Raw genomic sequence first — 24,087 nt, 5'->3', positions numbered from 1 at the left:
TCCACAGGGAGGCAACATCAGGAACAAAACTACCATTTTCTGCACCACCCAGGAAGTGACAGGTATCAGAGCAGATATTGCCGTCAGAGTGTCACACGCCCTCGGGCATTGCTGCAGTCTTATCCCTAACCTCAGTTAAATACATAAACGAAAACTGCCATAAAAACAGCCCAGCCAACGGTCAGGAAAAATGTAAACTGGTAAAGGTGGAGCGTTTTTTCCATCCACACCATTTTCTCTCTGGGTTGTTGCTGCACAAATTCATAGGCCTGAATACTGACATTTTCAGACTTAGAAAAACGCATTTTCCGCCCCTTTCTGAGATTCATGAAAAATGCTACTTTCTGATAATTAGCATAGAATCCCAAATGGTTTGCAACTTTAGTGGTCAAGTCTAGTTGCAACCCTGTACTTTGATAAAGATTGATAAAATCCTGATAAGCTTTTTGATTAACTCTAAAGAACCACGCAGTATAAACATGCAGCGAAATAACTAAAACAGATAAAATTAAGCAGCCATACATAAAAAAATCATACCAAATCATAAAATCTTATCCATCAAAATACCCGCCCCTTTTTTACCCAGCTTAGCAGAGCCATAACCACCCACTGTGGAACCAACTATTCCACAAGCTAATGCACCAATGCCTCCGGTTGCAACACCCAGTGCCACACAGGCAGATGTTGCAAGTGTTGCAGACGCCGCACCAGCTAAGATAGCTGCAGTCGTGCTTGCTGCAAACTTAGAATACTCTTTCACCGCCACTTTAGAGCATTCATTTTCTCTTTCTTTGGTACAACTGTGATAAACCTCATTAGTCGTATTTACAGCACTAAATCCTATCGAAACCCACCCACCCATTTTCATGAATTTTGCTGCTTTGGCTGCACTATCTACATAGGTCGAATAACCACGTATTGCTGTTGTGCCTGCCGTTTGCCAATCATGGATGATAGAGGAACTGGAAAGGTTTAATGCATGTTTTATCTTCTCGTAGGGGCGCAAATTCAGCACAAATCGGGATAAACGATTCAGTAACACTTCAAGCTCACCAAACAACCGCTTCCGCTCAACAAAAAACTGCTGACCGAACAATGTTCCAGATGTCAGATATTGATTACGATAGGCATTTTCAATGGCGGTAAGTTTATTGCCAATTTCATTAAAACACTTCTCGCCTGCGTCACCTATGATACCTGAGGCTTTATCCATAAAGTTGGTAATTGCAGCAATAGAGACATAATGGCGGTTAAAGAAATCAGCCTCATCAACCGTCAGATGAGTGACACTATTATTGGTTCTGGATTTAGTCTCTTCCAGAGTGCGCATGGCTGCAGGATGATTGTTACCGTCAGGGTCAGCAACGGTTAAAATCTGGCCTGGTTTAGCCCATGCAACATCAGCATTTAATTGCAAAAAATAGTTCGCGGCAGACATATTGCGCGTGCCATAAAGCCACATTGCCTGCTCAGTCAGTCTTCCCGGACGCTGAACAACACAAAATCCCGGCTCAATTGAATTTTTTCAGCCATAAACAACCTCCTTTTGCAATTTAATGAGCTAAACGTATAACCACTGCATTAATTCATTAATTTTAATGAAGATACGCCCCCTTTTCGGAGGCGTCGTTTATTACGCTTCTTTGTTGCCTTTGATGTCCCAGCCTGCGCTGCTCTCTGCGCCTTTGCCGCCGGAAGCGCTCTGCTCCCAGTACTGCTGCTTCACTTTGGATGCCTGGAAGGAGTAAGTCATTCCCAGTGTATCGCCGTTGTCGGAGCCATTGTAATTCACAGCGGTCACCAGAACGTCTTCCAGGGTGATGCGTGCATACTCAACCTGAGAGCCGCCCGCTTTACAGATAGAGAGTTCAACTTTAGCGAGATGCTTACCGCTTGCGCAGTTCTTCAACAGCGCCGTAGTTGACTTGTCGATTAATGCATTCACGTGCAGGTCGTTAAAGTTAACCTTACCGGCACCGCCGCCGCCGCCAACAGACATGTTGCCTGGCTGAGAGGCACCCCATGAGAAAGAGGTAATATCGGTCCAGCCAGTGTGGTTTGAGTCTTTCGACTCGCCAGTAACACCGTCAACCTTCATAAACATATCAATAGCCATTATCTTTCACTCTTTATTGGTTGAGAATATTGCTTTCAAAAAAAGCAAGGATATGGCAAAAAGAAAAGCATGGGGCTGAATAAAACAGTCCATATTTTACCTTTGCCTTGCTTCTGAAATATCGTCATAAACGATATTTCAGATACCGAATTACCAGGCATTAAGCCGGGCAATATATATTCATCTTTTCATAATGCGGAATCGAGGTTTTCACCTGGCATTCAGAAAGCAGAGAAGCAATTAATAAATTCTTCTTAGCTTAGCCCCTGCCCAGTAAAAACCTAACGAAACAGTGACTGAAAGAGCAATCACAATACCGTTAATTATTTTCATCATTATCGTGACATTCCAGTCACAGAAGAAAATGAAATAACCTGTACAGCTGAATAAAATCAGGCCAGAAATAAATTTCAGCAGGAGATGTAATAAATACAGGACTAGCTTTTTAACCATGCTGTCATCCTCCCTGACACTCATTTCAGCAAACTTTCTGTCAGGCATCAGGCGCAAACCCCTTTCGCGCCTGAAAACCTTGCGACTCAACGTTTAAGCATTGTCATTTTTCAGTGACGGCAGCTTAGAAACCAGACGCAGCGAAACGGTCAGGCCTTCCAGCTGATAGTGCGGACGCAGGAAGAACTTCGCAGCGTAATAGCCTGGGTTATCTTCCTGCTCTTCCACATTCACCTCGGCAGCGGCCAGCGGCTTGCGGGACTTGGTCTCCTGCGAGGAGTTAGCCGGATCGCCATCGACGTAGTTCATCACCCAGTCGTTTAGCCAGCGTTCCATCTCGTCGCGCTCGCGGAAAGAGCCGATCTTGTCACGCACAATGCACTTCAGGTAATGCGCGAAGCGACAGCAGGCGAACAGGTAAGGCAGACGCGCCGCCAGACGGGCATTGGCGGTGGCATCGGCGTCGTGATACTCCATCGGCTTCTGCAGTGACTGCGCACCGATAAAGGCGGCGAAGTCAGAGTTTTTGCGATGCACCAGCGGCATAAAGCCGTTTTTCGCCAGTTCGGCTTCGCGACGATCGCTGATAGCGATTTCGGTCGGGCACTTCATGTCCACGCCGCCGTCATCGCTCGGGAAGGTGTGGCACGGCAGGTTTTCCACTGCACCGCCCGACTCCACGCCGCGGATCGCCGTACACCAGCCATACTCTTTAAATGAGCGGTTGATGTTGGCGGCCATGGCGTAGGCGGCATTGCTCCAGGTGTAGTTGCCGTGATCGGAACCGTCGGTCTGCTCTTCGAAGTCGAAGCTGTCGACCGGGTTGGTACGAATGCCATAAGGCAGACGCGCCAGGAAACGCGGCATCACCAGACCCAGATAGCGTGCATCTTCCGATTCACGCAGGCTGCGCCAGGCAGCATATTCGGTGTTCTGGAAGATCTTGGTCAGATCGCGTGGGTTCGCCAGCTCCTGCCAGGACTCCATCTGCATCACTTCCGGCGCGGTACCGGTAATGAACGGACAGTGCGCGGCCGAACCGATACGTGCCATCTCACCCAGCAGCTCAACATCCTGCGGGCTATGATCGAAGTAGTAGTCACCCACCAGGCAGCCAAACGGCTCGCCGCCGAACTGACCATACTCCTGCTCATAAATCTTCTTGAACAGCGGGCTTTGATCCCAGCCGGCACCCTTGTAACGCTTCAGAGTACGACCCAGCTCCTGCTTGGAGATGCTCATAAAGCGGATTTTCAGCATCTCGTCAGTTTCAGTGTTGTTCACCAGATAGCTCAGGCCGCGCCAGGCGCTTTCCAGCGACTGAAACTCCGGGTGGTGAATAATCTGGTTTACCTGCTGCGACAGCTTTTCGTCGATCTCCGCAATCAGCGCCTGAATGGTCCGATACGCATCGCTGGAAACGGTGACGGTGTTTTCCAGCGCCTGCTGCGCCAGAGTTTTCACCGCGCTTTCGACCGCCGCGCGCGCCTGATCGCTTTTTGGCCGGAACTCTTTATTCAGCAGCGCACTGAACTCATCCTGACTGAAACTGGCTGCGCCCTGCGACTGCGGTTGTTGTGAAGTCTGCGTCATGCCTGCGGCTCCTTACCTTCAGTGGCCTCATCCTGCTTTGGCAGATGGGTCAGGGCCTGCAACAGCGTAGGATCCTGCAGCACCTTACCAATCAGCTCTTCCGCACCGTTTTTGCCGTCCATATAGGTCAGCAGGTTCGCCAGCTGGGTACGCGCTTCCAGCAGCTTGCTCAGTGGCTCGACGTTACGAGCCACCGCATCCGGCGAAAAGTCATCCATGCTGTCAAAGGTGAGATCGATGTTCAGCTTGCCTTCGCCATTCAGGGTGTTGTCCACCTGGAACGCGGCGCGCGGCTTCAGCGCTTTCATGCGCTCATCGAAGTTGTCGATGTCGATCTCCAGGAATTTCCGTTCGTCGATGCCCGGCTGCGGCTCCAGCGGTTTACCCACCAGATCCGCCAGCACGCCCATCACAAACGGCAGCTGGATTTTGCGTTCCGCGCCATAAATTTCCACGTCATATTCAATCTGGACGCGAGGCGCGCGATTGCGGGCAATGAACTTCTGCCCACTGGATTTGCTTGTTGCCATGGTTTTCTCCATCAATGATGCGCGGATAATGTGTCACAGCAGGCGCGCAGGTCCCGCTGTGTGAGTGGGTCACGCCTGCTTAGTCGCGACGTCCGAAAATGGTTTCCAGCTGATGAACGCCATCGGGTGCCAGTTCGCGGATGATCTCCAGAAAGTCGCGCTCGATTAAGCGCTGTACCCGATCAATCATCAGCGGGGCCGGATGACTCGGCTCATGCTGGGTGAAGTACAGTTTCACTTTCTCCAGCATCAGCTGCGCGTCGGCGCGGGAACTGATCTGTACCGTGCGCCAGTCCGCTGCAGCGCGCGGGGCCGCTGCGACAGCCGCCGGTGCAGCGGCTTCTGCGGTCTGTTCCGCCGCTGCGGTGGGAATCAGCTGGCTGAGGTCCGTGGCCTGGCAGCGTTCGGCGATCAGTGCAATCTGTCGGCGCATCTGTATCAGTTCAGGCACTGCCGCCTCGCCCAGCCGTTCGGCGATGGTTTCGCAGATGGTCTGCAGCCGCTCATGAATCTGCAGTACCGCCTCAATGCCGGGCTGGTCGCCGCGTGCCAGTTCGTCGATCAGACGCGGCAGGCCGCCGGGATAATCCGCCACTTCGGTTTTGCTGCCGTCACACAGGGCGGCAGCATCGCGCAGCGAGATGCCGTCGGACGGATAGCGCAGCAGCCAGCACTGACGCACCGCGCCGCTCAGGGAGGTCTTGTCACCCAGCAACGCCAGAGCATTGATACGGTAGAAGGGATCCTGTTCGCCGTACTCTTCCAGACGAGGCCACAGCGGCTCCCAGTAAAGCAGCAGCGCCTGTTCAATCAGCTTCAGACCCTGCGCATAGCCCGGCAACCCTTTCAGCTCCGTCCAGGCATGCGTCAGCGCCAGCATCACCCGCAAATCTTTGCTGCGGCCCAGTAAGGCTATTGCCAGCTTCTCAACTTTGTTCCAGTCGGCGGGTTCCGCGGGAATGATGGTATCGCCGAACTGCTGTTCCGCTTTGCCGGCACTGGCCTGCTCCATCGCCTGAAAATCGGCGTCGTACTCCAGGTTATCGCCGCCGGGATTCTCTTCACTGACCGGAGCCAGCAAGGCCTCTGTATTCATCGTCATGCGTGTCGCCTCAGGATTCAAACATCGGGGGATAAAGTCCGTTTCGTCCCGGCTTTGCCCCACCGGCCGGATCAAACAGCAATGAAAAGAGCTGAGCGGTGAAGTTACCGCTGTGGACCTGGGTATAAAGCGGGAAGCCGTCGCTTTGATTGGTCCACCAGAAACTGGTGTAAAACTGCGGGTCGAAGTTCTCGCCCGGCAGCGCCCAGTTCAGCGTCGAGGGCGTGTCGCCATGCCCGATGACGTTGAGAATATCTGATGACTCGCCCGCTTCCTGCGGCGGTTGCGGCTGCGGAATGCTGATCAGCGCCTGATCCAGTTGTTCCGGCGATCCGCCTCCCTGCACCACCCGCAGCAGCGTATTGCCCACCTGCTGATACCACTCGCCGGAGCGGGCCAGCAGCGCGGGAGACCACTCGGCGGGGGTGAAGTGGCGCAGCGCGCAGAGCGGATAGTTACGCCCTACGCTGTCCCGTGCGGCGATCAGGCAGCCCATCTGGATCAGCTGACTGCCCAACATCGGCGGCACCACAAAATTCCAGACCGGCGCGTTAAGGAACGGGCGCGACGGGGCGTTCTCACTCTCCTGGCTGCTCTGCCAGTGATGCAGGCCCACCTGAAACCAGCTGGACCATTGGCGATAGAGCACGTCAGGAAAGCGGCGCTTCACAAAGTCACCTGCGCTGGGCAATTTGCCGTACCAGCAGGGTGCAGCGTAATGAGTCATTGTCGGGTCCTGTTTCAGGGGCAGCTAAAGCCGGGAAGCTGGAACGGGTTACGAATGCTGCCAGGGGTGAACGACAGCGTGACCTGATGGCCCTCCACGCTGAACGTGGCTTCACGGGTCAGGCCGCCTGCAGCAGTAACCCGGGCGCGGTCAAAGAAACGATTGAGCGCCCAGGGGCCGCTGGTGACCAGCGTCGACGTGGTGCCGTTGGTCAGGCCCAGCTGCATCCGCACCTGGCTGGTGCCGCCAGGGCCGGGCCAGCTGACCATCTGCACGGCCTGCGGCCCGTGGCTGTAACGCAATTGCTGACCATCCACATCCAGCGTCAGGTTGAGGATGTCATTGTCCATTTTTACGGTGCGTAGCGTGACGCGGAAGCCTGGCGTGGTTGCGCCGTTGGCAAAGAACGCATCACGAATTGACTGCGCCTGCTGGAAAGGACGAAGCAGCGCTTCGCCACCCGGCAGCGTTTTGCCGTCAATACCTGGCGTAAAGCGCCACGATGCGTTGGTGGTGTCGACTTTGCTGGCCAGGTTGTCGCGGAAGAAGCTGTCCATCATGCCGCTGCCAGGCGCAAACATCCGGGCCAGGTCGTCAGGTGTCACTTCACTGCGCGCGGAGCGCACCAGCGGATAACGACCGGCGATCGCCTGACGACAGAAACTGCCCACCTCCATCGTGATACGTTTACGGACGTTATCCATGTCGCGGCGCTGTGCATCACTGCTGGCGCCGACCGCCATGCTGGAGACCATATTCTGTAGCGAACCGGGAAGTCTTCCGGCACTGGCCTGAAGACGACTGATCGCATCGCTGGCCGGTGGCGGCATTCCGCTGTTGGCGGCATCCTGCACCGCCGTGAGGTAGCGATAAAGGTCGTCAATCTGGTGCAGGAAGTCATCCACCGCCAGCACCTTGCTGCCCTGCTGCAGCGGCTGTGCCAGCTCAAGGATCGGCGCAAAGTGCACAGCAACGGCCTGTTCCGGAGAGACCTGCGATGCCGCCTGTCCACGCGCAGCGCTCGCTTCAGGTGACGTAAACAGCGCTTCCAGAGTACGGGTGGCGCTGTTATCCGACGGTTTTGCTGCCTGCGCGGTTTTCTCATCGGGTTGCGCCCGGTTCAGCGTCAGCAGATTGCTGAGATTGATGACCAGCTGGCGCAGCGGCGAGTGATTGCCTGACAGCAGACGCGCGGTGTTGATACGTTGCGAAAGGTCGGCGCTGCTGTTGAGCTGGATATCACTCAGAAACTGCTCCCACTGGCGGATATAGTCCTGCACATAGAGCTGACGCACCGCGAGATCGGTCTGCTCACTTTTCTGTTGCGGCGCAGCACCGCCCAGTACCCAGAGATCGTCCTGATAAAGTGCCTGCGTTACCGGGGCAATCTGCTTATCGACATGCTGCCAGTAACCGTCCGGTGTATAGAGACCGGACACCCCGTCATTCACCGATTTACCGCTTTTGCGGGAAAACACCAGCTCGCTCTGAGGCCCGCCCAGCGACGCCAGCGTGACCGGTTGCAGGCTGTCATCCCGTTGCAGCAGGCGCTTCAGGCGTCCATAAACCCGCTGTGACAGCGGCATCTGATTAATCATTTCCTGCTCGCGCTTTACCAGTGCGTCATCCTTCGCGTAGGGCGACGAGTGGATCTGCGTTTCCAGCAGCTGTTGCAGATGCCACGCCAGCTGTTTTACCTGCTGCTGCGTGACGTTCTGCGGCAGCTCACGTGAGAGATTCAGCATCAGCCAGGCTTGCAGGAATTTGCCATCGTAGTGCTTCGGCTGATAGAGCATCTGATACGCCTTCAGCGCTTCATAGCTGTAGTCCGCATCGCTGCCAGTGTCATTACGCAGCCAGCGGGTGATGTTCTGTGCCACCTGCGGCAACAGCAGCTGTTTCAGTGCTTTGTCGTAAAGCGCGCGGGTTGCATCGCTGACCTCGGTGCCGCGATAAAGCCCCATGCGGCGCGTCAGCGGTGGAGACTCCAGCGAGAAGTCGGCGCTTTCTGGCAGGTGCAACAGGGTGTTGAGATAGGGCACCAGCGCAAAGAGATCGCCGTTGACCTGCTGCTGAAGCTGATTGCCCAGTTGCTCAACCTGTGGCCCTTTAGCAGCCATTTCCTGCAGGTAAGTTTTGTTCTTGCTGTAACTGGTAAGCCACAGTCCGCCCGCCACCAGTAGCAGCACCAGCAGCGCCAGATACCCCGACCACAATCCGGCGCGGTTGCGCAGTTCCCACCAGCGATTACTGCCCGCCAGGCCCGACTCCTGGAAAATCACATTTTCCAGCACTCCTTTCAGGAAGAAGCTCTGGCCTTTGTTCTGCGGAATTGGCGCGTCTTTATCAACCTGATCCCATCTGCCTGATTCGCCCGCCTGCTGGCCTGGCAGATTCAGCGCGCGGTTCAGCTCGCCCATCACCCGGTCAAACGGCAGTCCTTCCTGGGTGCCGCTGGCAAAATAGATGCCACGTGGCGCGAACTGGGTTTCAAAATCGGAGCGGGCAAACAGCGTATCAAGTGCGTCTGCCAGCAATGGACGTAACGCCGCAAACTCCTGTGGGAAGAGATAACTTTCCGCCCGCGCCTGGGCGTCACTCTCCATCAGCAGACGGTCGGCCAGTCCGGCATCAAGTCGCTGCTGCAGCAGTGAATACTCCTGCTGGAACTGGCTGTTCAGCTCAAAATCGGCGGCAGATGCCTTCGCCCACGGAAAAGTGAACCCCCAGATTTGTTCGCGCTGGACTTTGTCCAGCGAGCCGAAGTAGCTGCGGAAGCCTTTAAGCAGGTCGGCTTTGGTGACCAGCACATAGACCGGGAAACGGATGCCGAGACGATCGTGCAGCTCCATCAGACGCTGACGCAGCGCCAGCGCCTGGTTGCGCAGTGCCTCGGGCGACTGGCTCAGCAGATCGGAGACGCTCAGGGTGACTATGACACCGTTAATTGGCTGACGTCCGCGATATTTACGCAGCAGGTCGAGGAAATGATGCCATTCGCTGGCATCGCTATCCTGCTGACTCTCCTGGGTGCTGTAGCGCCCGGCGGTATCGAGAAGGACTGCATCATTGGTGAACCACCAGTCGCAGTTGCGGGTGCCGCCGATGCCGCGCAGCGCCGACTTGCCGAACTTGTCCGCCAGCGGAAACTGCAGGCCGGAGTTGACCAGCGCGGTGGTTTTACCGGCACCGGGTGCGCCGATGATCATGTACCACGGCAGCTGATAGAGATACTGGCGGCCAAAGCGCTGCGCCCAGAACGGCGTGCCCTTGCTGCTGTGGCGCTGAAAATGCGCCTTTCTCAGCATCTCTGTGGCTTCAGAGAAGCGCCCAGCCAGCACCTGCTCTTCACTGGTCAGACGCTGACGATCTGCTTCCGGCGCATCGCTTTTGCCGGTTTCCAGACTCGACATCAGCTTGCGGTTGAGCCAGTAATTGTAAAGCCGTGGTATCGCCTGCCCCAGACCCCAGACCAGATAGAGCAGTGCGATACTGATCATCCGGTTCTGCTCTGGTTCAAGCGGCCGCGAATCAACGATAGAGAAGACCGGGCCAATGACCCAGATAATGAATGAGAGCGCGGTGATGCCGACGAAGCCCCACGCGAGGCGGCTGGTCAGCACAGCAAACAGAATATTCAGCATGGATCAGTTCCCTCTCGCCAGGCCGTTGAGTTCGGCATGCGTCGCATCCGGCGCCACCAGCAGTGTGATTTCAACGCGACGGTTACGTGCGCGATTTTCTGCGCTGTTGTTTGGCACCAGCGGATTGCTTTCGCCGCGCCCTTCCGCTTTCACCCGTGATGGATCTGCCAGTTGCTGTTGCAGCAGGGACTGCACCGACCGCGCGCGTGCCAGCGAAAGCTCAAAGTTGGAGCCGAAGCGCGCACTGCGGATCGGTACGTTATCGCTGTAACCAATCACCTGAATCTGGCCACTGACGTTGTTCATGGCGGCGGCAATGCGCTGGATCACGTCGACATAGCGTCCGCGCACGTCGGTGGCCGCCGAAGCAAACAACCCATCCCCTTTCAGAGTCACTACGCTGCGATCCGCTTCATCACGAACCGCCACCAGCCCGGCATCAATTTCCGGTTTCAGGAAACCGCGCAGGTCGAGCGTGGCGGGCGGTGGCGGCGCAGGGTTGCCGATCTTCACTTCCGGTAGCGCCGTCTGATAGATGCGGGCCAGCACCGGCGAGGTGTAATCGCCCAGACGCCAGTTGAGCACGATATAGAACAGGCAAGCCGCCAGTCCGGCGACTGCGGCGCAGGCCCAGAGCGGGATCATCGGTCGCCACAGCTTGCGCAGCACCGGTTGATCGGTGGGATGCGGTGACAGCGCCGTCGCGTAATTGCCGCGCACGCTTCTGATCATCTGCAGCAGACGCTGTTTGATGGTCTCCAGCTGCGAACGGCCATTGTCCAGCACCCGGTAGCGGCCTTCGAACCCCAGCAGCAGGCAGAAGTAGATCAGCTCCAGCATCAGAATGTGGCGTCTTGGGTTCTGCGACAGCTTGGCCAGTAGCTGGAAAAACTTCTCGCCACCCCAGGTTTCGTTGTGAAACGTCACCAGTAAGCCGTTGCTGGTCCAGACGCCGCGGCTGCCCCACGGGGTCAGCGCCGCCGCCTCATCCAGCGCGGTACAAAGGCAGTAACGCGCGCCGATGATCACTTCGTAGCCGAGACCGGACTGCTGGCAGCTCAGCTCGAAGCGGCGAATCTGGTCAATCAGTTGCTGGCGCAGTTGCGCCGGATCGTCATGCGATACCGAATGGCGGATCTGTGGAATCGCGTTAATCAGGGGGTTAGCCGCCGCGACCAGCACATTCTGGTGGCTGGCATCGGGCGCAAGATCGCTGTGTGATTTTTGTTGTTCCTGCATCATGCTGCGTGCTCAGTTTATTATTCTGACTGACTGCGGATGGCCCAGAACTCCATGTTCAGGCCCGGAAACTCACCGGCAAGATGCAGCGCAAAAGCGCCCGAGCGCTCCATCTCTTTCCATAGCTCGCTGTTCTTATCCAGTTCGAAATAGCTGTATCCGGCATGCCACGGGATCTGCGGCGGCGCGCCAGGCATCGCCCGAAGTGCCAGGCCCGGTAGTTGCAGCTGCACCAGATCGCGGATTTTACTGACCGGCGCGACTTTCATCTGCGCCGGGAAATGGGTTTTTAGGGTATCAGCCGGCACGCTGGCTTTTACTGCCAGCACAAAGCCAAACTCATGCACCATGCTGCTTTCCGGTACAGTGGCGACGTTCAGGCCGTGCGAGCGCTGGGTCAGCGGCAGCTGAATCGCGCTCTCTTCCATGACCTGCGACAGTCCCTGGCGCAACAGCAGCGACAGACGGCTAAAGCAGCTGTGGAGATCGTCATGGTCATAAAGCGGCAGCGCTTCAGGTGCGCGGGCGGGCGTCCAGGTGCTGAGTTCCGCCGCCAGTTGCAGCCAGTGGCTATAGAGCGTTTCAGGATGCAGTAACGGCAGATGTTGCAGATGGCTGTGCAGGCCAAGCTGACGATTGAGCAGCGCCAGCAGCATAAAATCGACCATATCAGCGCTGTTGAAGCGGCCGGTGCCCGGCGCTCGCTGACTCAGTTGCTGACTGCGCTGCTGGATCAGCCCGTACAGGTCGTTAAACATGTTTTGCAGTGGACGACTGCTGTTCAGGCCCAGCATCGGCGGGATGTAGTCGCTGTCGAGCCGGATGTGATTGTCGCTGCGTTTTTCAATCACCTGCGCCACGCCCATCGCAGTCCACTCGGCGGTGAGATCCTGCTCCAGCATCAGACGCAGGCGCAGCTTGCCGAATTGCACTGTGGCGCTGCCCACGGCCTGTGCGTTGTCATCTTCCACGTCCGCTTCCCAGGCAAGGTAGCGCGCCAGAGAGTCCTGCGACTCCTGAAAAGCGACGGCTTCGCGGCCATTGCGTCGGGCCGGTATCGCCAGCACGACCTTGCTGCGGTCAACAGAGGCCGGAAGGTCCAGCGGTGCCGGGCCATGCTGTGGCTGGCTGAAGGAGAAAAATGTGCCATCCGGCAGGCAGCCGCTGGCGGCGCTCAGCGCCAGTTTTCCCTGACGCAGCAACGCTTCATCAAACTCCAGATCGTAAAAGCCCCAGGTATAAGCGCGCTGTGACTGGCCCCACTCACGCAGGGTGCTGAGAAGATAATTTTCTGACTGCTGGAAATGATGGGGACGCAGGAACATCCCCTCGGTCCAGACCACTTTTTCGGCTCTGTTCATAGGCATCACTGTTTTTCCACGCGAAGGCCATTAATCCCCGCCACAATGCGCGCATTCAGCTCGCCATCGTTACGTTTCCAGAACGCCCAGAATGAGGGCGACGCATCTTCAGGCACCGGCAGCGACAGGCGCCAGACTTTGCCGTCCAGCGCCTGATATTCCGCCATGATGCCGATGAAGCGTGTCTCCGGCAGGCTCTTGATGCGCAGCGTTTTACTGCGCTGCTCGGGTGTCAGGAAGAACTGCTGGGTATTGAGTTGTGCGCTGCCCAGTACGGTGGCGGACTGGTTTTGCAGGGAGAAGAAGTCTGCTGACATGAACTCCGCATCGGAGCTCAGTAACAACACCCGGACTTTCAGCGGCGCACCGCCATTGAGCTGATTCTGTCCTTGCACGTCCAGGTTGTAATAAGCCACAGGCTGCTTACTGCTGCTACAGGCCGCCAGCAGCAACGCCAGCAGCACTATCAGCCCACCACGCAGTTGAGTTGTTCTCATCATCAAGCCCTCCCTGCTTTTTGCGATTAGTTAATGATCCAGGTTCCGTTGGTGCTGTTCTGACAGGCAGTGCTGTCACCATTCACCGCGACACAGGTTTTCTTCTTGCTGCTACTGCGCGCACGACGTTTAGGCTGATCGGCTTTAACTGTCTGATCGTAGAGATCGCTTTTCACCACGGCGCGAAACGGCACATAGCCCGTCAACGTAACTGTCGCCTGCGGCGTGGCAGATTGCGGTGCATCTTTCACGGTAGCCGTGCCGCTATCCGGTTTCGCTTCTGCAGCCTGGGCCGGTTCACCCAGCGCCAGCCAGTTGTTCTCCACCTGACCAATCACGGTATAGCTTTCACCGGTTTTCAGCGTCTCCACCACCTTGCCACCGTAGCCTGGCTGGCTCATCACCGAGCCAGGATAGAGCGCGCGGTAAGTCTCGTTAATCGGGCTGAACTGCGCGGGGGGTTTTACGGCATAACGGTGGCTGAGTGCTACGCCGTCCACCGTGCTGGTGACCAGTGTGTCATCGGTCATTTTCGGCGGTGTTTTACAACCCGCGAGAGAGAAAACAAACATCAGGCCTAGTGCAATGTGGAGCTTCGCCATTTTTTTCATGTTGTGTTCCATTCATATCCTGGAGAGAGGCCAAAGGCCGGTTGTGAGTGTTGAAAATTTAGAAACAGGGCTTGAAAGAAGCGCAATCAGGGCCATTCAGAATGATCATTCTTAAACGAACGGCGCAAAACTGTTGCGTAACCTTACAAAAAACGATCAGTTAAAGTTAAGTATGAAAAACCATCAGCGAAGGTATGAGCGGGAATGGAGAAGAATCTGACCTGGCAATAAACGATCAGAAACATGATCAATTTTTTCCCGGCAAATTTTAGCAGGCAGGCAAAACCCAAGTTTTACTAATGCCATCCCTGGTCGTAAAACCGACAAACTGAATACGATTTACATACATAACGCTATTCGCTTACGAAATAAAATGACTTAACACACCTGTTAACACATGAATTAAATGCTTAACTTTCATGTATTTATTATCATTATAAAATTTCATAGCTACCGCACGAGCCAGGTAGTCCCTGCCCGTGGGTCCGAAATTACGATCCATGTGTAAATATAAGCTGCGAGTTTACAGAAGATTGACAAAATTTCAACGGGCCTATTTCATTAGAATTTACTTAAGAAATAATTAACTAAATAAGTTAAGCCAAATATGTCGAGCTTTTAAGCACCCACTTAGGACAAATCTTAACAACATGCAAAAATATAAAGTATTTTTACAAATTAGTGTTTTCACCCCTGAAGCATCATTAAAGTAACTCATGTAAAAAGTGGCGCTGATTGCGGGTGACGGAAGCGTGGTGAGAAAAGGCATCCTTCACTGAAGTGCCGTTAAAGCGGCAGGATTTATCTGTAAAGAGACAATTTATCAATGAGTTAATTGATTGAATGACAGCGTTGCCGTGAGTGAAGAAGGGAAAGGAATTAAGGCAGATAAGCGAAACGCTACACGGCCACACTCTGTGCGCAGCCAGGACTGATTAAGTGTTCTTTACAAAAATCTGACCGCTGATAAGTTTAAGTGTGTCAGCAGGTTACAAAATCGGGACATAAAAAAACCACGCCTCAGCGTGGTTTAACGGTAACAAACGGAAAAATTATTTGGTGAGGTCGATCAGAAGAAGCCCAGCGGCTCGATGCTGTAACTGACCAGCAGGTTTTTGGTCTGCTGATAGTGGTCCAGCATCATTTTGTGCGTCTCGCGACCAATACCCGATTTTTTATACCCACCAAACGCGGCGTGTGCCGGATAGAGATGGTAGCAGTTAGTCCAGACGCGACCGGCTTTAATCGCCCTGCCCACCCGATAAGCACGGTTGATATCTCGCGTCCAGACGCCCGCACCCAGCCCATAAATAGAGTCGTTAGCGATGCTGACCGCTTCCGCCTCATCCTTAAAAGTGGTAATGCCAATCACCGGTCCAAAGATCTCCTCCTGGAAAACCCGCATGCTGTTGTTGCCTTTCAGCAGGGTGGACTGAATGTAGTAACCGCTGTTAAGTTCATCATCCAGCTTCTCAACACCCCCACCCACCAGCACTTCAGCTCCCTCCTGACGGGCAACCTCAAGGTAAGAGAGAATTTTATCAAACTGCTGCTGTGACGCCTGCGCGCCGACCATGGTCTCGGTGTCCAGCGGATCGCCCCGTTTAATGGTTTTTACCCGCTTCATTACGGCGGCCATAAACGGTTCGTAGATGGACTCCTGCACCAGTGCACGTGACGGACAGGTACAGATTTCGCCCTGATTCAGGAAGCCCAGCACCACGCCTTCAGCGGCTTTCTCAATAAAGCTCTCTTCCGCCTGCATGATGTCTTCAAAGAAGATGTTGGGTGATTTGCCCCCCAGTTCGACCGTTGAGGGAATCAGGCTTTTCGCTGCCAGTTCCAGAATGTGACCCCCGGTCGCGGTAGAGCCGGTAAAGGCCACCTTAGCAATGCCGGAGTGAGAAGCCAGCGCTTCGCCTGCCTCTTTACCAAAGCCGTGCACCACGTTCAGCACGCCTGGCGGCAGCAGGTCTTTAATCAGATCGACAAAAACGGTGATCGACAGCGGCGTCTGTTCTGCCGGTTTGAGTACAACGCAGTTACCTGCGCCCAGCGCCGGCGCCAGTTTCCAGGCCGCCATTAACAACGGGAAGTTCCAGGGGATAATTTGCGCCACCACGCCCAGCGGCTCGTGGAAATGGTAGGCAGCGGTGAACTCATCAATCTCTGCCGCACTGCCTTCCTGCGCCCGCACACAACCGGCAAAGTAGCGGAAGTGATCGACCGCCAGCGGCATATCCGCCGCCAGCGTTTCGCGTACCGGTTTCCCATTGTCCCAGGTTTCATAGACCGCCATGGTCTCCAGATGCTGTTCCAGCCGATCGGCGATCTTCAGTAACAGCAGAGAACGTTGTTGTGGCGATGTCTTTCCCCAGGCGTCAGCCGCCGCAGCCGCAGCGGCGACGGCGTTATCTACATCGGCGGCATCTGAGCGGGGAAATTCACCGGCCGCAGAGCCGTTCACTGGCGAAGTATTGGTGAAGTAGTTGCCGTTCACCGGCGCGACGAATTCACCATTAATGAAGTTGCAATAATTCTTTTGTAATGTGATCAGAGAACCCTGTTCTCCGGGGGCGGCGTAACGCATGGTCATTCTCCTGACAGGTGACTGATGTAACAATGATTAAACTTATTATTAACATGAAGCATCATTGAGAGCCTGTCAGGTCTGTTATCCGGAAACTGTGACCGCCCCGAAGGAATAGGCGTTTCCGCTTCGTCTTTAGATAATTCCGACTTTTACCCAAACGGCTGTTCAAAGAGAAACTTCTGCGGCACAAAGAGGGTCAACCTGAGGATAAATTCATTCTGGAGATGAACATGCTGGCTTCAGCTATTACCCTGATGCGCGCTAAAGCCAATTTCGTGCATCAGTTTATCCGCAACCCACGCAAGATGGGCAGCATTACGCCCTCATCCGAGGCGTTGTGCCGCGCCATGATCGCATCAGTCGAATGGCCTGAAACATTACGTGTTGCCGAACTCGGCGCGGGTGATGGGGTGCTGACGCGCTGGATACTGGATCAGATGTCACCTGACGCCACGCTGGATGCTTTTGAGATCAGTAACACGCTGGCAGACAAACTTGTTGCGATGGATGATCCACGCATGACAGTACGGACCTGTTCTGCGGAGTACCTGAGCGGGGAATATGACGTGATTTTCTCTGGCCTGCCGCTGTTGTCACTTCCGCCTGAGCTGCGTGAAGCCATTCTGCGCGCGGTTTATAACGCCCTCGGCCCCAAGGGCGTGTTTGTACAGTTCCAGTACACCTCGCTGACCCAGCCTGACTTGTCGCGCTACTTCACCTGGGAGCGCCAGCGGGTGCTGAAAAACGTGCCACCCGCCTGGGTCTATCGCTGTACGCGTCACTACGCGCCCTGAGCACGCCCCATTGCCGGGCGCGTCTGTTGCCAGAACGTCACCAGCAACTCGCGCGCCCAGTCTTTCCCTTCAATCTCGTTTGCCCCATCCTCTGCGCAGCCCTGCGGCGTACAGACATTCATGATGTGCCGTGAAAATTCGGGATGAAACTGCACTGAGAGCGCCTGCGGTGTATAGCGCACAATCTGGCAGCCATCGCGTGCAGACGCGGCCAGCACCTGCGCCTGAGGCGGCGCGCTGATAACCGACTGACGATGCGATAGCCAGACGCTGAAATCCTGTGGCAGGTTTTGCAGCAGCGGATCGCGCTGCGCCTGAGCTGAGCAGCGAATCGGTAACAGACCACGCTCCCATCCATTGGGGTTATCTGCCACTTCGCCGCCCAGCGCATAGGCCATCAGCTGATGACCATAGCAGACGCCCAGCAGCGGCAGATCATGATCAATAGCCGCCCGAATCCACGCGGCACTGCGTTCGCTCCACTCAGCGTGATCGGTGACCATCGCCCAGGAACCGCTGAGGATCGCCCCGGATATCTGATCGAAATCGGGTAATGCCTCGCCCAGATGGGGCCGGACAATCAGGTACGCATCAGGTTGCAAATCCAGCGCATCAATAAACCAGCGTGGCTGTTCACCAATCTCTGAGACGACGTTTGCGGGTGGGACTTCAAGCTGAATTAACGCAAGGGGTAACGCGGACACAGGTGTCATACCGAATCGGTTCCTTAAGAAGTCGTTTCAAATCAGTCTGCCAGCATCGCACGCAAAAGTCTCAGCGGCTGCGCGGCAATTGCAGAAAATTTGTTGCTGCGATTGGCTGGAATGCCGCAGTTCGTGCCATCATTAGCGGGCTAAGCAAAAATCATCAAAAGGATATTATCGTGGCTGTGCGGCATTTTTTTCTGATTCTGATGGTGGTTTCAATCTGGGCCTTCAACAACGTTGCAGTGAAATGGGGCCTGCTGGAGCTGCCGCCTCTGTTTCTGACGTTTATGAGATTTGTGGTCGTGGCCATCGTGCTGGTGCCGTTTTGCCGGATTAATCGTCAACAGTTACGCTGGCTGCTGCTGCTGGCGTTTACGTTCGGCTTTATGCACTTCTCGCTGCTGTTTGTGGGCCTGCGCTACACCGATGCCGGCACCGGTGCGATTGTGGTGCAGCTGGGAACGCCCATTGCGATGCTGCTGGCAATGGTGGTGTTGAAAGAGAAGCTGAAGCTGGTGCAGTTGATGGGCATTATGATCTCGCTGAGCGGCGTGGTCGTGCTCTCCGGCAGCCCGACGATTCCGTCCTGGTGGGTGCTTTGTCTGCTGCTGTGCAGCGCCACCGGCTGGGCCGTCAGTAATCTGATTGTGAAGAAGTCACCGCCGATAAAGCCCTTAACCATGACCGGATGGATTGCGTTCCTGGCGATTCCAATCACAGGCGCGTCCAGCTTTGTGATGGAGTCGAACCAGCTCTATGCCCTGCAGCATGCAGGCTGGCACGGCTGGTTCGCGATTCTCTACAGCGCCATCGCCTCATCAATTGTGGCGTATACGCTGTGGTATATGCTGCTAAAGAAATATAACGTCAATCTGATCATGCCCTACTCGCTGCTGACGCCGGTTTTATCCGTGCTGATGGGGATTGTGGTACTCGGTGACAGCCTGAACAGCTTTAAGATTATCGGTGCTTCACTGGTGATCCTCGGCACGGCCATCGCGGTGATTAACCTGCGTAACCTGCGGATGCATGCCCGCTTCCCGCGCCTGCGGCGGCGTTAATCCGCGTGCTATGCTTGAGAAATGACCTTTCTCAGGGAGCACAACATGGACTTAAAGCTTGCCGCTTCTTTGTGGCAGCAGATGCAGCAGGGATTGCGGGGCGACGCCGACGCCTTGCCTCTTCCCGCTTTCGTTGATCGCGCCACCTTCTCTTCTGCTTTTGCCGTCAGTGAACTGGCGGCCACCAGCATTGGTCTGGCAACTCAGGCCACCGCCGCGCTCATCGCCGCCTCCCGCCCTGACTATTGCTCTCCGCCCGTCGCCGTTAATGTGCGCCTGGCATCGCGCTGGTTTCAGCAGAGTTTTTATCCGCTGAACCGTGCTGCACCCGCGATGTGGGATGCGTTTGCCGGTGACTATCGCAGCCGCGATGGCTGGATCCGCCTGCATACCAATGCCGCACATCACCGGCTGGCGATGGAGCAGGTGCTGGGCGCGCACGCCGATCGCGCGGCGCTGGCGATGCAGGTCCAGCAGTGGCAGGCCAGCGAACTGGAGCAGGCGATTATTGATGCCGGTGGCTGTGCCGCAGAGATGCGAAGCGCCGCTGCCTGGCAGCAGCATCCGCAGGGTCAGGCAGTGCAGCGCGAACCGCTGTTTAGCTGGCAGATCACCCAGCCAGCTCCTCTGCCCGACTGGCCGCTGGCCGAGGCGCGTCCGTTAATGGGTATAAAAGTTCTGGATCTGACGCGGATTATTGCCGGGCCGGTCGCTACCCGGATTCTTGCCAGCCTGGGGGCCCGCGTGCTGCGCATCGATCCGCCGGGCTGGCAGGAGCCGACACTGGATGAGGAGCTGAGCTGCGGCAAGCGCCGTGCGGTGCTCGACCTGACTCAGACTGCCGATCGCGAGCAGTTTATCCGCCTGCTGCGCGAGGCAGACGTGCTGGTGCATGGCTATCGGGCGGATGCGCTGGAACGGCTTGGGTTTGACGCAGAGACCCTTCAGGCGCTCTCACCTGGCCTTGTCCTTGCCGGGCTTAATGCGTGGGGCTGGCAGGGACCGTGGCGCAACCGCCGGGGGTTTGACAGTCTGGTGCAGATGGGATGTGGCATTGCTGAACGGGGTATGCAGTGGCAGCAGAGCGACAAACCGGTTCCGCTGCCAGTTCAGGCACTGGATCATGCCACTGGCTATCTGCTGGCGGCGGCGGTGCTGGAGGGATTGAGGCGACGCGTTACAGATGGTCACGGCAGCCAGGTTCGGCTGTCACTGGCGCGCACCGCATGGCTATTGCAGCAGCACCCACTCGGGCAGTGCGCAGGCGCTGGCATTGAGCCACAGGTTAAAGATAACCTGCCCTGTTACGAATTAACGCCGTGGGGATTGGGGGTAAGGCTGCGGGCAGCAGCCTGGCTCCCCGGCACCCCGCAGATGTTCGCGACATCTGGCTCCGCGCCGGGTACGCACCCGGCGACCTGGTGAATCAGGCGTCGGGCGTTTCTTCGCTGCTATCCAGCAATTCGTTGTACATCGCCTGAATCGCTTCGCGGCTCAGCATCGCGAGGGTGCGGTAGAACGCAGTGGTCGCGTGCGCTTCCACTTTACCCAGGAACGTACCGCACCACGGCAGCAGATACTCTTCAAACAGCGCCAGTTGCGCTGCGCTCTCATCTTCCGCGGACTGATCTTCCAGCCATGACGCGGCCAGCAGCAGCACACCAAAATGGTCAGCAGGCGCATCGCTCAGCGGCATTCCACGTGAGGTCAGAAATGCACGCACGTCCGCTTCAGCTTTGCCTTCCGGCCACTGTGACGCGTAAGGCGGGACATTACAGTCGCTGCCAACGAACAGCGCGTTGTAATCAGCAGCCAGCGCCTGCGGATCGCTGTTCTGTTGCAGACGCGTCAGCAGCTCATCCTGCTCCAGCGGCCACTGCGACTGCAGTTTGCCTTCACGCAGCAGTGTGAACAGCGGCACCAGCAGCGGGTCCTGCGGCTGACGATTAAACAGTGAGCCAATCACACGGCACAGAATGGAAAACTCATTCATGAGTCAGATTTCCTTGAGGCAAAATAAATTAAAAGTCAGCCAGTTCAGCAATAGATTTGCCGCTACGCATTTCCAGAAAGTCGAGCAGGCGACGCGGCGTGACATTTAACACCCGATCCTCAGGAAAATCCACCTCGCGGGCAATGCGCAGGTGCTTGTAGAGAGGACCGAGCCCTGGAAACAGTAGGGAAACCAGAGCCAAATGCCAGCCGTCCATCGACTTCAATGGTCTTAACAACGTCGCTGGTCTATTGTTTCAGAAACCCAATCTTAAACTCAACAATCTCAGCCAGGCAAAAAGTCAAAATGTCTAAAATATCTTAAAAAACGGCCAGTTCAGCAGAGAAAATTTCTTACTAATAAAAACGAAAATATTTTACGCTAATATAGATGATTAAGACAAACCACAGTAAAGCGAACAGCAAACCATAGTCAGGAAAAGCGTTTATAAATAAAATAGCGCCAACCACACCCACAACTGGTGGTATCAGCCCAAAGAAAGATTGACTCACCCAGGCGTAAAACCAGCGAATAATTTTTTTCATTTTATCAAAATATCTTCCATTAAATTTTAAAACCTGATCTTCATGAACAGGCATACCCCTCAATTTCAATAATGATATTCCTGCATAAATTCAGAAACTTCATCATGTTCAGCGTATCGATTACATGTTCCTGCCGCGTTGGTAAAGCACATAGTCTCAATCTTTGCTGTCCGTAATATAAAAGAGTCGATGAGAGAATTTACTGTAACTTTCATACCTTATGCTCACCTCTGACTTTACCCAGAAAGTAAGCGGCCCCATATCCCAGTAATACAGCCCCGAAGAAACAGCATAGTTTCAACGCCAGGCTATCGAACACAAAGATTGAAGCGAGAGCAACGAAGCTCATCACGACTGTAATCGTCCCTTCAATTACATGTGCCGAAAGTTTACCCAGCCTTTTTACAAATTTCATTACTGATCCTTTGAAAGGTCTGAGGGTGGCTACTGATATAATCCAGATCCTGATCGCCTCCTATCTTTCCGGCTCCATAGGCCAATTGATTGCGAACAGCCTCCTTACCTTGAGCATCAAGTTTCCAGTAAAACTCGGTAATTACGGTAGTGACTAATCTGCGTAATGGTTCTGCATTGCTGATTAATGATTTGACCACCTGATAAAACCATTCGTTTTCACGTTCGTTTCGCAACTTAAGGTCATCCCCGACTGTACCATTAGCTATATATGTACCTTTTACAGTCGGTTCAACTCGGGAACTCAACCGCAAATAAGATATTTCAGACCCACCGCTTACACCTGGTGCAGAAAGTCTGGCGGCATGTAGTCCCCGAAGTAATAAATTAAAAGTCAGCCAGTTCAGCAATATGTTTGCCGCTACGCATTTCCAGAAAGTCGAGCAGGCGACGCGGCGTGACATTTAACACCCGATCCTCAGGAAAATCCACCTCGCGGGCAATGCGCAGGCAATGCTCGAAATGGCCGAGCGTGAAAGCCGTATGGGAGTCGGAGCCAAATGCCAGTCGTCCACCTGCATCGCGCACGGCGGCGGCGATAGCCCGGCAGTTGGGTTCACTGCCCGGACGCGAGTGGGTAAAGGAGGAGTTATTCAGCTCCAGCGCCACATTGTAATGCGCTGCGGCCTCGGCAATCGCCGGGATATCGACAGGGAATTTCGGGTTGCCCGGATGGCTGATGATATGGACCAGACCACCTGCCATGGCGGCAATCATCGCGTCAGTGTGATGCTTTCTGTCCCGCGGCGCATAAACCGGCTCGTGAAAACCGGCGACGATTAAATCCAGCGCATCAAGCATCGGGCCAGAACAGTCGATCTCGCCCTGCTGATTTTTAATATTGGCTTCGATACCGCGAAGAATCCCTACGCCATCGATCACGCGCGGCCAGACGCGCATATTAATAAAGTGCCAGTAGTGCGGCGCGTCGGCCATGTCAGGGCCGTGATCGGTGATGGCAAACAGTTTCAGGCCGGTTTGCTTCGCCTGAGTCACGTAGTCATGCAGCGTGCTGTAAGCATGCGTGCTGGCGATGGTGTGCATATGCAGATCTACCGGATACATCCTCTTCTCCTGCTGAATGCCCCTGACGGGGCCGTTTCATTAATAGCCGCGCTGACGATCCACCCTGCCCTGCGGCGGCTCGCCTGCCTGATCCTGAATGATGGCACGGGCGATGTAGTCGATAGCTTCGTCGATTAAGGTTACCGCCGCATTATGGGGTGTGATCGTGACACGCGGATGGGACCATAGCGGATGTGCTTCGGGCAGCGGTTCCACCTGAAAGACATCCAGTGCTGCCGCTTTCAGCTGACCGCTGTTGAGCGCAGCCAGCAGATCCTCTTCCACCACCTGCGCGCCGCGTGCGATGTTAAGGAAGAACGCGCCGTGCGGCAGCTGCTGTAAAAAGTGCTGATCGATGAGATTGATTGTCTCGTGTGTGCTCGGCAGCAGGTTGATGATCACCCGCGTCTCCTGCAGAAACGCAGGCAAAGCATCGCGTCCGGCAAAGCTGGTTACGCCATCAATTTTTTTCGGTGAGCGGCTCCAGACACGCAGCGGAAATCCCCAGGGTTTCAGGCTCTCCGCCACGCTTTGTCCCAGTACGCCGACGCCCAGGATGCCGATGGTAAACGCTTCACGCGTGTAAGCGGGCAGCGGCTGCCAGCACTGTTGCTGCTGCTGAAGACGGTAGTCGTCAAAACGACGGAACCAGCTCAGCACGCTATGCACCGCGTACTCCTGCATCTGACGCGCCATCCCGGTATCTTCCAGCCGGTACAGCGGCACGCTGTCGGGCAGCATCTCAGGATGCTGCTGCAGCTGCTTAAGAATTTCGTCAACACCTGCGCCCAGTGCAAAAACGCCGCGCAGTGTGGCGCGTCCCTGCAGCATCTCTGCGGGCGGGGAGCGGACCAGCGCATAATCAGCCGGACCGTTGTCGCCTGGCTGCCAGGCGCGAACCCGCGCCTGAGGCAGGCGTTGTTGTAAACCGTTAATCCAGGCCGCTGCAGACTGCGACGGGTGATACCAGATGATCTCCATC

At 55.5% G+C, this 24,087-nt stretch carries 23 protein-coding genes and 1 pseudogene; 3 read left to right on the top strand and 21 right to left on the bottom strand.

The window, feature by feature from the left end; genetic code table 11:
• Positions 1-131: 131 nt before the first annotated feature.
• The 14 genes from Q7C21_RS16095 to Q7C21_RS16030 form a co-directional block, all read right to left on the bottom strand.
• Complete coding sequence (locus tag Q7C21_RS16095) at positions 132-545, bottom strand: hypothetical protein (RefSeq protein ID WP_008925982.1); 414 nt, start codon at positions 543-545, stop codon at positions 132-134.
• Positions 542-1,462 carry a hypothetical protein gene (locus tag Q7C21_RS16090; RefSeq protein ID WP_375150881.1) on the bottom strand — a complete coding sequence of 307 codons (921 nt, stop codon included), beginning with the start codon at positions 1,460-1,462 and terminating at the stop codon, positions 542-544. Before Q7C21_RS16090 ends, Q7C21_RS16095 begins: the two co-directional genes overlap by 4 nt.
• Before the next feature lie 171 nt (positions 1,463-1,633).
• Positions 1,634-2,116 carry a type VI secretion system tube protein Hcp gene (locus Q7C21_RS16085; RefSeq protein WP_003853303.1) on the bottom strand — a complete coding sequence of 161 codons (483 nt, stop codon included), beginning with the start codon at positions 2,114-2,116 and terminating at the stop codon, positions 1,634-1,636.
• Positions 2,117-2,356: 240 nt separating this feature from the next.
• Positions 2,357-2,617: a hypothetical protein gene (locus Q7C21_RS16080; protein WP_231001611.1), complete on the bottom strand. Its 261-nt coding sequence runs from the start codon at positions 2,615-2,617 to the stop codon at positions 2,357-2,359.
• 45 nt (positions 2,618-2,662) lie between these two features.
• Complete coding sequence (tssC, locus tag Q7C21_RS16075) at positions 2,663-4,162, bottom strand: type VI secretion system contractile sheath large subunit (RefSeq protein WP_003853307.1); 1,500 nt, start codon at positions 4,160-4,162, stop codon at positions 2,663-2,665.
• Positions 4,159-4,692, bottom strand: a complete 534-nt coding sequence (gene tssB, locus Q7C21_RS16070; protein ID WP_008925979.1) for a type VI secretion system contractile sheath small subunit — start codon at positions 4,690-4,692, stop codon at positions 4,159-4,161. The genes tssC and tssB overlap by 4 nt, the downstream gene beginning before the upstream one ends.
• 79 nt (positions 4,693-4,771) lie before the next feature.
• Positions 4,772-5,788 carry a type VI secretion system protein TssA gene (tssA, locus tag Q7C21_RS16065; RefSeq protein WP_033743189.1) on the bottom strand — a complete coding sequence of 339 codons (1,017 nt, stop codon included), beginning with the start codon at positions 5,786-5,788 and terminating at the stop codon, positions 4,772-4,774.
• A 16-nt stretch (positions 5,789-5,804) separates the two neighbouring features.
• Positions 5,805-6,521, bottom strand: coding sequence for a type VI secretion system-associated protein TagF (gene tagF, locus Q7C21_RS16060; protein WP_003853313.1), 717 nt, complete (start codon positions 6,519-6,521; stop codon positions 5,805-5,807).
• Between the two features lie 14 nt (positions 6,522-6,535).
• The gene (tssM, locus tag Q7C21_RS16055; protein WP_375150880.1) at positions 6,536-10,165 is read right to left on the bottom strand and encodes a type VI secretion system membrane subunit TssM; all 3,630 of its coding nucleotides are present in this window, start codon (positions 10,163-10,165) and stop codon (positions 6,536-6,538) included.
• A 3-nt stretch (positions 10,166-10,168) separates the two neighbouring features.
• Positions 10,169-11,407, bottom strand: coding sequence for a DotU family type VI secretion system protein (locus tag Q7C21_RS16050; RefSeq protein WP_003853319.1), 1,239 nt, complete (start codon positions 11,405-11,407; stop codon positions 10,169-10,171).
• A gap of 17 nt (positions 11,408-11,424) precedes the next feature.
• Complete coding sequence (gene tssK, locus Q7C21_RS16045; protein WP_140033690.1) at positions 11,425-12,765, bottom strand: type VI secretion system baseplate subunit TssK; 1,341 nt, start codon at positions 12,763-12,765, stop codon at positions 11,425-11,427.
• A gap of 5 nt (positions 12,766-12,770) precedes the next feature.
• Positions 12,771-13,265 (bottom strand): type VI secretion system lipoprotein TssJ, encoded by a 495-nt coding sequence (gene tssJ / locus Q7C21_RS16040; RefSeq protein WP_003853323.1) that lies wholly within the window; start codon positions 13,263-13,265, stop codon positions 12,771-12,773.
• Between the two features lie 23 nt (positions 13,266-13,288).
• Positions 13,289-13,885, bottom strand: coding sequence for a hypothetical protein (locus Q7C21_RS16035; protein WP_003853326.1), 597 nt, complete (start codon positions 13,883-13,885; stop codon positions 13,289-13,291).
• A 1,057-nt stretch (positions 13,886-14,942) separates the two neighbouring features.
• Positions 14,943-16,463: an aldehyde dehydrogenase family protein gene (locus Q7C21_RS16030; protein WP_375150879.1), complete on the bottom strand. Its 1,521-nt coding sequence runs from the start codon at positions 16,461-16,463 to the stop codon at positions 14,943-14,945.
• Between the two features lie 233 nt (positions 16,464-16,696).
• Here Q7C21_RS16030 and Q7C21_RS16025 point away from each other — a divergent pair, with 233 nt between their 5' ends.
• Entirely contained in the window at positions 16,697-17,260 is a 564-nt protein-coding gene (locus Q7C21_RS16025; protein ID WP_003853330.1) for a class I SAM-dependent methyltransferase, read from the top strand.
• Here Q7C21_RS16025 and Q7C21_RS16020 read toward each other — a convergent pair.
• The gene (locus Q7C21_RS16020; RefSeq protein WP_110411546.1) at positions 17,248-17,973 is read right to left on the bottom strand and encodes a glutamine amidotransferase; all 726 of its coding nucleotides are present in this window, start codon (positions 17,971-17,973) and stop codon (positions 17,248-17,250) included. The genes Q7C21_RS16025 and Q7C21_RS16020 overlap by 13 nt on opposite strands.
• Positions 17,974-18,143: 170 nt before the next feature.
• Here Q7C21_RS16020 and Q7C21_RS16015 point away from each other — a divergent pair, with 170 nt between their 5' ends.
• Together Q7C21_RS16015 and Q7C21_RS16010 are read left to right on the top strand one after the other, a co-directional pair.
• Positions 18,144-19,028, top strand: a complete 885-nt coding sequence (locus Q7C21_RS16015; RefSeq protein ID WP_140033519.1) for a DMT family transporter — start codon at positions 18,144-18,146, stop codon at positions 19,026-19,028.
• 45 nt (positions 19,029-19,073) lie between these two features.
• Positions 19,074-20,453, top strand: a complete 1,380-nt coding sequence (locus Q7C21_RS16010; RefSeq protein WP_008925974.1) for a CoA transferase — start codon at positions 19,074-19,076, stop codon at positions 20,451-20,453.
• 1 nt (position 20,454) lies between these two features.
• Here Q7C21_RS16010 and Q7C21_RS16005 read toward each other — a convergent pair whose 3' ends face one another.
• The 6 genes and pseudogenes from Q7C21_RS16005 to ghrA all read right to left on the bottom strand — a co-directional run bounded on the left by Q7C21_RS16005 (position 20,455) and on the right by ghrA (position 24,086).
• Positions 20,455-21,021 carry a molecular chaperone gene (locus Q7C21_RS16005; RefSeq protein ID WP_003853337.1) on the bottom strand — a complete coding sequence of 189 codons (567 nt, stop codon included), beginning with the start codon at positions 21,019-21,021 and terminating at the stop codon, positions 20,455-20,457.
• 28 nt (positions 21,022-21,049) lie between these two features.
• A pseudogene (locus Q7C21_RS16000) lies at positions 21,050-21,236 on the bottom strand (phosphatase); the annotation flags it as partial.
• A 141-nt stretch (positions 21,237-21,377) separates the two neighbouring features.
• Positions 21,378-21,620: a hypothetical protein gene (locus Q7C21_RS15995; RefSeq protein ID WP_003851370.1), complete on the bottom strand. Its 243-nt coding sequence runs from the start codon at positions 21,618-21,620 to the stop codon at positions 21,378-21,380.
• A 335-nt stretch (positions 21,621-21,955) separates the two neighbouring features.
• Positions 21,956-22,390: a hypothetical protein gene (locus Q7C21_RS15990; protein ID WP_375150878.1), complete on the bottom strand. Its 435-nt coding sequence runs from the start codon at positions 22,388-22,390 to the stop codon at positions 21,956-21,958.
• Positions 22,368-23,105 carry a phosphatase gene (locus tag Q7C21_RS15985; protein WP_140033520.1) on the bottom strand — a complete coding sequence of 246 codons (738 nt, stop codon included), beginning with the start codon at positions 23,103-23,105 and terminating at the stop codon, positions 22,368-22,370. Before Q7C21_RS15985 ends, Q7C21_RS15990 begins: the two co-directional genes overlap by 23 nt.
• A 39-nt stretch (positions 23,106-23,144) precedes the next feature.
• A complete protein-coding gene (gene ghrA, locus Q7C21_RS15980; RefSeq protein WP_375150877.1) occupies positions 23,145-24,086 on the bottom strand; it encodes a glyoxylate/hydroxypyruvate reductase GhrA in 942 nt (313 codons plus the stop codon).
• Position 24,087 lies beyond the last annotated feature (1 nt).

It is taken from the genome of Pantoea sp. ANP04, from assembly GCF_041982285.1.
Lineage (GTDB): Bacteria > Pseudomonadota > Gammaproteobacteria > Enterobacterales > Enterobacteriaceae > Pantoea > Pantoea eucalypti.
This window is presented reverse-complemented; position numbering and strand designations above follow the sequence as displayed.

What these genes read in the sequence shown, in the direction of transcription:
- Q7C21_RS16020 (WP_110411546.1), bottom strand. Translation starts at nt 17,973, where the DNA reads ATGACACCTGTGTCCGCGTTACCCCTTGCGTTAATTCAGCTTGAAGTC.
- Q7C21_RS16005 (WP_003853337.1), bottom strand. Translation starts at nt 21,021, where the DNA reads ATGAATGAGTTTTCCATTCTGTGCCGTGTGATTGGCTCACTGTTTAAT.
- Q7C21_RS16050 (WP_003853319.1), bottom strand. Translation starts at nt 11,407, where the DNA reads ATGATGCAGGAACAACAAAAATCACACAGCGATCTTGCGCCCGATGCC.
- Q7C21_RS16025 (WP_003853330.1), top strand. Translation starts at nt 16,697, where the DNA reads ATGCTGGCTTCAGCTATTACCCTGATGCGCGCTAAAGCCAATTTCGTG.
- tagF (WP_003853313.1), bottom strand. Translation starts at nt 6,521, where the DNA reads ATGACTCATTACGCTGCACCCTGCTGGTACGGCAAATTGCCCAGCGCA.
- Q7C21_RS16010 (WP_008925974.1), top strand. Translation starts at nt 19,074, where the DNA reads ATGGACTTAAAGCTTGCCGCTTCTTTGTGGCAGCAGATGCAGCAGGGA.
- tssA (WP_033743189.1), bottom strand. Translation starts at nt 5,788, where the DNA reads ATGAATACAGAGGCCTTGCTGGCTCCGGTCAGTGAAGAGAATCCCGGC.
- ghrA (WP_375150877.1), bottom strand. Translation starts at nt 24,086, where the DNA reads ATGGAGATCATCTGGTATCACCCGTCGCAGTCTGCAGCGGCCTGGATT.
- tssK (WP_140033690.1), bottom strand. Translation starts at nt 12,765, where the DNA reads ATGAACAGAGCCGAAAAAGTGGTCTGGACCGAGGGGATGTTCCTGCGT.
- tssC (WP_003853307.1), bottom strand. Translation starts at nt 4,162, where the DNA reads ATGACGCAGACTTCACAACAACCGCAGTCGCAGGGCGCAGCCAGTTTC.
- tssM (WP_375150880.1), bottom strand. Translation starts at nt 10,165, where the DNA reads ATGCTGAATATTCTGTTTGCTGTGCTGACCAGCCGCCTCGCGTGGGGC.
- tssJ (WP_003853323.1), bottom strand. Translation starts at nt 13,265, where the DNA reads ATGATGAGAACAACTCAACTGCGTGGTGGGCTGATAGTGCTGCTGGCG.
- Q7C21_RS15985 (WP_140033520.1), bottom strand. Translation starts at nt 23,105, where the DNA reads ATGTATCCGGTAGATCTGCATATGCACACCATCGCCAGCACGCATGCT.
- Q7C21_RS16035 (WP_003853326.1), bottom strand. Translation starts at nt 13,885, where the DNA reads ATGGAACACAACATGAAAAAAATGGCGAAGCTCCACATTGCACTAGGC.
- Q7C21_RS16080 (WP_231001611.1), bottom strand. Translation starts at nt 2,617, where the DNA reads ATGCCTGACAGAAAGTTTGCTGAAATGAGTGTCAGGGAGGATGACAGC.
- Q7C21_RS16095 (WP_008925982.1), bottom strand. Translation starts at nt 545, where the DNA reads ATGATTTGGTATGATTTTTTTATGTATGGCTGCTTAATTTTATCTGTT.
- Q7C21_RS15995 (WP_003851370.1), bottom strand. Translation starts at nt 21,620, where the DNA reads ATGCCTGTTCATGAAGATCAGGTTTTAAAATTTAATGGAAGATATTTT.
- tssB (WP_008925979.1), bottom strand. Translation starts at nt 4,692, where the DNA reads ATGGCAACAAGCAAATCCAGTGGGCAGAAGTTCATTGCCCGCAATCGC.
- Q7C21_RS16090 (WP_375150881.1), bottom strand. Translation starts at nt 1,462, where the DNA reads ATGTGGCTTTATGGCACGCGCAATATGTCTGCCGCGAACTATTTTTTG.
- Q7C21_RS16030 (WP_375150879.1), bottom strand. Translation starts at nt 16,463, where the DNA reads ATGCGTTACGCCGCCCCCGGAGAACAGGGTTCTCTGATCACATTACAA.
- Q7C21_RS16085 (WP_003853303.1), bottom strand. Translation starts at nt 2,116, where the DNA reads ATGGCTATTGATATGTTTATGAAGGTTGACGGTGTTACTGGCGAGTCG.